5 protein-coding genes and 1 pseudogene are annotated in these 6,174 nt (G+C 54.4%); 4 read left to right on the forward strand and 2 right to left on the reverse strand.

From position 1 onward, the window contains the following. From B3W37_RS00005 to B3W37_RS00015, 3 genes are all read left to right on the forward strand, one after another. Positions 1-547, forward strand: a 547-nt coding sequence (locus tag B3W37_RS00005; RefSeq protein WP_483174407.1) for a sensor histidine kinase, incomplete at its 5' end; no start/stop codon positions are given. Between the two features lie 146 nt (positions 548-693). Then, positions 694-1,971 (forward strand): helix-turn-helix transcriptional regulator, encoded by a 1,278-nt coding sequence (locus B3W37_RS00010; protein ID WP_483174408.1) that lies wholly within the window; start codon positions 694-696, stop codon positions 1,969-1,971. A 189-nt stretch (positions 1,972-2,160) separates the two neighbouring features. Beyond that, positions 2,161-2,604 (forward strand): YkvA family protein, encoded by a 444-nt coding sequence (locus B3W37_RS00015; protein WP_481039881.1) that lies wholly within the window; start codon positions 2,161-2,163, stop codon positions 2,602-2,604. A 228-nt stretch (positions 2,605-2,832) separates the two neighbouring features. Here the strand turns inward: B3W37_RS00015 and B3W37_RS00020 are convergent, their stop codons facing one another. Continuing rightward, entirely contained in the window at positions 2,833-3,060 is a 228-nt protein-coding gene (locus B3W37_RS00020) for a DUF3892 domain-containing protein (RefSeq protein ID WP_483174409.1), read from the reverse strand. Between the two features lie 321 nt (positions 3,061-3,381). Here B3W37_RS00020 and prxU point away from each other — a divergent pair. After that, positions 3,382-4,047: pseudogene (prxU, locus tag B3W37_RS00025) on the forward strand (thioredoxin-dependent peroxiredoxin); the annotation flags it as partial. 86 nt (positions 4,048-4,133) lie between these two features. On the opposite strand, the gene B3W37_RS00030 reads toward prxU, so the two are convergent. Then, positions 4,134-6,029 (reverse strand): CotH kinase family protein, encoded by a 1,896-nt coding sequence (locus tag B3W37_RS00030; RefSeq protein WP_483174410.1) that lies wholly within the window; start codon positions 6,027-6,029, stop codon positions 4,134-4,136. Between the last annotated feature and the right edge of the window lie 145 nt (positions 6,030-6,174).

The raw sequence follows: 6,174 nt of genomic DNA on the forward strand, positions 1-6,174 counted from the left end.
TGAGGTGATCATGGATGAGGCCGTCAAGATGGATAAACTGGTGCGAGAGCTTTTGGAACTCTCCCAGATGGAATCGGGGGGGTTTAAATTGGAGAAAGCGGAGTTCGACCTGACCGGACTTCTGGAACTGGTAATGGCCAAATACGAACCGCGCCTGGCGGAAATGGGAATCAAGGCCAGTCTGGAATGGGCCCCAACCCTTAAGGTCAATGCCGATATGACTCGCACCGAACAGGTTCTGGTGAATTATATCAACAATGCCTTAAACCACATCAACGGGGAAAAACAACTGCGGATCGGAGTTGTGCCCAGAGGGGACAAATACCGGGTTACGGTTTTCAATTCAGGTCCTGATATACCCGAGGAGGCTCTTCCCAAGCTGTTCACCAGCTTCTATAAAGTGGATAAAGCCCGCACCCGCGCCTATGGCGGCACCGGCCTGGGACTGGCGGTGGTCAGGGCTATTCAGGAACTCGACCACAATCTCTACGGGGTGGAAAACCAGCCCGGCGGGGTGCAATTCTGGTTCGAACTTGATCCCGCCTAAAGAAACGGCCCCATATCCTGCCATGATTGCCATTCGCTACCCGCGGCAGTTCAAATCGGTATATAATATACATAATATGGATTTGAACGGAGCAGCCAGGCAATTTCCTGTAACCTCCACAATAGTCCAGGAAGGGTGTGGAAGATTTGGCGGTTAAAACACGAACTACGGCCCTGGCCCAGAAAGCCTCACAAGCGCGGGAATTCATCAGTACTCATCCCGGCTCTACGCCGCAAGAGGTCATGGCGGCGGTAAAAATCCATTCTGAAGCCAGTCTGTACCGTCTCTTGCTGGGACTGTCGGGTGACAGCGAGATCTGCCAGGAGGGCGTTTTTTGCGTAAGCCAAGGCGGCCAAAATATCACCATCGACGACATCGAGGCTTTTCTGGAAAATGACGGCACTCCCGCGGGCCGGCCGCCATTGGCTGAAAGACTTCTCTACATCTACCATTACCTGGAACAGGCCAGCCGGGACGGGGGCATCCGCTTTGAAACCCTGTGCAAACACTACCGGGAACTTCTGGAGCAGTATTCCCCGGACTTGCCCAAAGACGCCTCTATAAAGCGTTCCCTGCAGAGGGATTTGAGCCGTTTGGAATCATTCGGCATCGCCATCGACCGCCCTTCGGCCGGCAGCCGGAACAAGGCCTACCGCCTTCGCCAGGAATACCTTCCCAAAGTGAGCCTGGAGAGCGCCGCCGCGCTCTATGTGTCCACCTTGCTGCACCGCAATACCCTCTTAGACGATGCGGTAAACTCGGTCAGGATCAACATGGAAAGCGGTTTCTTCAAAGGCATGCCGGAACGGGCCAAACTTTTGAAAGAACGCCTTTATATACTGGGGGACACCCTCAGCCACCCCGAGCAGTTCGGCCAGATTCTGGGCCGGCTGATCAGAGCGGTCAGCGAGTCCTATCGGGTCAAAGTGGAATATGTCAACAATTCCGGAAAAACATCGTCCCGCCTCCTGGAACCCCTGGGGCTGGTGTCTAAACGCAATGTGTGGTATGTGATCGCCAGGCAGGGCAATAAAGCGGAGATCAAAACATTTCGAGTCGATCAGATCCAGCGTCTCACCGGACATGAAAGTGATAAATTCCACTACCCTCAAGATTTCTCGCTGCAGGCTCATATCGGCTCCAGCTGGGGGGGATTCTGCAATGACCCGGTGCAGCGGGTGCGCCTCCGCTTCTCCCCGGAAGTGGCCTCCCGGGTCAAGAAGCTCCGCTACCACCCCAGCCAGGCGATTGTGGAGGAATCAAAAGACGGTTCGGTCGTGGTGCAGTTTGAGGCCTGCGGCCTGATCGAAATGCAGAGCTGGATAATGCAGTGGGGAGATCGGGTGGAGGTTCTGGAACCGGCCCCGCTGAGGAAAAGAGTTCTGGCTCAAGCCCAGCGTATAGCGGAATTATACAGTAAGTGAAACACTGGCTCTGGAATCAGCACTTCTCTGAAGTGTGATACTATCAATAGACCTGTTTACCTGTACCATGAACTTACCGGATTGGTGACAATACCATGTCCGGATTACGGGTTATTACCAGCCTGGAGTATGTTTTGAATAACGCCAGAGGTGCGGAAGCAGGCAACAACATAAAAGGAGGCTCTTTGGTTGGAAGAACAGCATTATGATTTTTACCAATCCATCCGCAACAAGATCCACTCCTGGATGCAGACTGAGGAGGGAAAGAACAACCGCTGGGCTGATTACATCCTGGCGGTACCCGACCTTTTCCACCTCCTGGTCAAACTGGCTCTGGATCCGGAAGTTCCCGACAAACACAAGGCCAAGCTGGGACTGGGCCTGGCCTATTTCATCAGCCCTATCGACCTTCTGCCCGAAGCTCTTTTGGGCCCTTTAGGACTGGCGGACGACCTGGTGGTAGCAGCCTATATTTTGAACAACATGCTCAACGAGACCGACCCGGAGCTGGTTAAGAAGCACTGGGCCGGGGATCAGGATGTTCTCAGGCTGGTGCAGCAGATCATCGACTCGGCCGATGAAATGATCGGCAGCCGGCTGATAAACAAAATAAGAGCCATGTTCCAACAATAATACTCGATATTCGTTAAAACCTGCAGAAAAGGGGAGAGGGCGTGAAGGCTGTTGCTGAGTGCAGTGCGCCCATAAGCATAAAATAAAAACCGGACGCGGGAACAGACACCAGGCAGTGATGCCAGAGCGGCGCACTGCAGTGACAGTCGATATGAAGCGAATAGTGCAACAGGCAGGGCCGATCCTTTGACCGGCCCTCTATTTTAAAATTCAACTCGAATATCTTATTTAAAACTCAGGCAGGTTATCCAGATTGTTGGCCTCAGTCCCGTCAGGTTCGCTGCGGATAAATTGCATGCCGCTGTCCCGGTCCACCACATCGATATTCTTGATCTGCCCCTTTTTCCCCATCGCTACGGCCTGCTGGAAATCCAGCTCCCGTCCGTCCGACAATTTAAATCTGTTCAATCGTCCCTGTTCATCATGCCTTACTTCCACGATCTCAAGCTGTTCCATGATAAACACCTCCTTGTATTAGCTTGAAGCAAAAAGCAAAAATTATTAGTGCAAATTTATCAAATTAAGGCGATGCTTTAATAATCGCGCTTGAGGCCGACCGGCCCGGACTCCTGCCTATTGAGCCCAAGGAAATGGCCAACTCCGGTTGATGCCGCAACGCCTCTCCCCTTATTTACGTAAAGATTGCATAAAAAAGATGCAATCGAGGGTTAATCCGCTCAGAACGGAGAAAATAAAACCGTGCCCGGGGTTTCAAAGCATTTAACAGCGGCCCCGTTATCGACCCACAACGACCACTAGAACAGGTCGGAATAGCAGATTTATAAGGAGGCAACCAGAGAGATGTTAGCTGTTGGCAAACCGGCGCCTGATTTTACGGCACCCGCCTATCATCAGGGCAAGATCAAGAAAATCAGCCTTTCCGATTTGAAAGGCAAATGGGTTTCACTGTGGTTCTATCCCGCTGATTTCACCTTCGTCTGAGCCACAGAGCTTTCAGCAGTTGCTGAAAAGTATCCCGAGTTCCAGGCACTGGGCGTTGAAGTACTGTCCTGCAGCGTAGACAGTGTTTTTGCCCATAAGATGTGGAACGACCACGAACTGTCCAAGATGATAAATGGCGACATACCCTGTCCCATGCTCTCCGACCAGGATGGCAGCATAGGCAGGAACTACGGCATTTATGAGCCGGCCAAAGGGGTGGATAGCAGGGCTGGCTTCATCATCGATCCTGACGGCAATATTCAGGGGTTTGAAGCGCTCATTCCGGCGGTGGGCAGGAATGTCAGCGAGAACCTGCGGCAGATTCAGGCCTTTCAATTGGTGCGCCAATCGGGGGGCAAGGAGACCGCTCCGGCCGGCTGGAGGCCGGGCAAACAGACCCTCAAGCCCGGGACAGAACTGGTCGGCAATGTGTGGAGGATATGGCAGGTGAGTGAGGCTTTCACCGATGTTCCAATCAACCCGAGCGGACCCATGCAATAATCTGCAACTGAATATAGCGCAGTTTCAAATCCCCATCACGGCCGAAAGACCGGATGGGGATTTGCATATATATGAACTGTGAACTGTCAAACCGTGTGCCTGGTTCTTCTCTTCGCCGCCAGGAGCACAGTCAACACTATCAACAGCATGGCTCCCCCGATGATGTAAAACTCTTGCGCAGAAATGCCCTGCACCCGTCCGGGAAAACCCTGGCCAGCTTCCCCGCCCGGCCCGGGCCTCTGACCGGCCTCTGCGTCCTGCTGTCCCAGGCCCATAGCGGGGTCGCGCTGTCTCATCCCTTCGGGAGGCTGTGGCCTTTCCCCGGCAGTCCGTTGTCTTCCGGCATTACCGGCATCCTGCGGCCCGGACTTCATGCCGCCGCTCTGGCTCTGAGTGTCTCCCGCAGCGGGCAGTTGGCCACTGAGCTGCTGGTTGACATTGTCGATGCGTTCCGCGATGAATCGCATCAAACCGATGCTGTTGCTGCCTTGCGTCATTCCATCCATTGCTTTGCGGTTCATCCCGGCCGCCTCATTCTGCGCGGCCGGAGCAGCCTGGTTGGCGTCCGCCGATTCTTGTGCTTCAGCTGACTTTACGGCCGGCGCTGTGCTTGCGGCTTCGCCTGCTGCTGCCCTGCCATCTGCGCCGGCCAATCCATCTGAAGCCCCACTCTCGACCCCGCCTGCTGTATTTGCTGCTCTTTGCGGGGCCGTATCGGTCGCTCCGCCGGGTGCCCGCATCTCTTCACCGGCATCCGCCGCCCCCTGGGCTAGGGCCTGTTCGAACTGCTCCATAGTGGTGAATTTGGTGGGGTCCTGTTCCAGATGAGGCCTGATCATGGCCGCCACCCTGGCGATCTCGGCCTCCATCTTTTCCGCCGCAAAAGGCCCTGCGATAAACTCCTCAATATACTGATGATAGCGTTGCATGTATTCCGGTATCTCCAGGAGTCTGCCCAACAAGGGCCTCTGCTCCAGGGTGGTGCCCGTGACCGGAGTATCGATATACAGCGAGGTCGCCCCCTGGGCGCCCGTTCCCATCCCAAAACCGCCGAAAGACATATTGTAATCCCAGGGCAGGATGGAAAAGATCCCATTCTCTTCATAAAGGTAATAGTTGTGTTTGAGATTGCCCTGATAGCTGTCCATATTAACCAGGACCGTATTCACCGCAAAATAGCGCAGTATCTCATCCACATTCAAATATGCCTCCAGATCCTGTCCCTGGCTCAGAGCCCGGAGCATGGCAAGCAAGGCCTCATCAGCGCCGTTCTTTTTGTCGATTGCGGCCACAATGCCGCTGTAAGACGACATATCGTCATCCACATATACCAGGTCGCTGCCCGTACCCTCGGGCTTGTAGAGATTGCCCGCCGCGCTGCCATAATAGCGCTGCAAAAACGGTTCCTCGATGCCTTCCACCGCTAAATACAGCCCGATCGGCTGGCCGTTCACATAGACATTGGCGTAACTGTAGGCCGGGGTGGGGACCCCCATCTCCTCCATCAGGCCGTAAGAGAGATATTCCCGCATAAAAGAGGGATCGCTGAAAGAATTATTGAGGTTCAGTTTGGTCAGTCCAAACAGAGTCTGCCCGTCTATATACTGATCCAGGTCCACCTTGAAACTGAAGCGCTGCGAATCGCTGCGGGCCACCGAGCTGAGGCTGGAATTGCCTTTGACTCGGAAGCCGACGTGCGCCATTGTCTCGCCGTCAACCGTTATAGCCGCTTCCTTATATTCCTCCTCGGTCGGGTTCTCCATCATATCGGCGAAATCAGCCGCTTCCAGAGTGATGTATATATCCGTGACCCGGTCTGAGGCGAATAGCTTTTCCACATATTCCAGACTTGCATTCCGGGTCTGCACAGCCGCGGGAGAGCCGTCATCAGAACCTGGAGCCAGTCCGTAGCCGGCGGCCACAAGGAGACCGATGCCTACCAACACCATAACCGCCAACAACCCGGTGAAATTTCTATCCATGCCAACACCCCTGCTGCAACTGGTACCGATCCCGGACTAGAAACAGGCCTCCCCGTTGCGACAGATACCGGTACCGGTTGGAGAACAAGCTCCTCTGACGCCAACAATGCCCATTCCGGCCTGATATACACTCCCGCCGGCCTTT

The sequence above is a fragment of the Syntrophomonas sp. UBA5494 genome, from assembly GCF_002426325.1.

Excerpts from the sequence above, each read along its gene's own strand:
- B3W37_RS00020 (WP_483174409.1), bottom strand. The coding sequence starts at position 3,060 with ATGGAACAGCTTGAGATCGTGGAAGTAAGGCATGATGAACAGGGACGA.
- B3W37_RS00030 (WP_483174410.1), bottom strand. The coding sequence starts at position 6,029 with ATGGATAGAAATTTCACCGGGTTGTTGGCGGTTATGGTGTTGGTAGGC.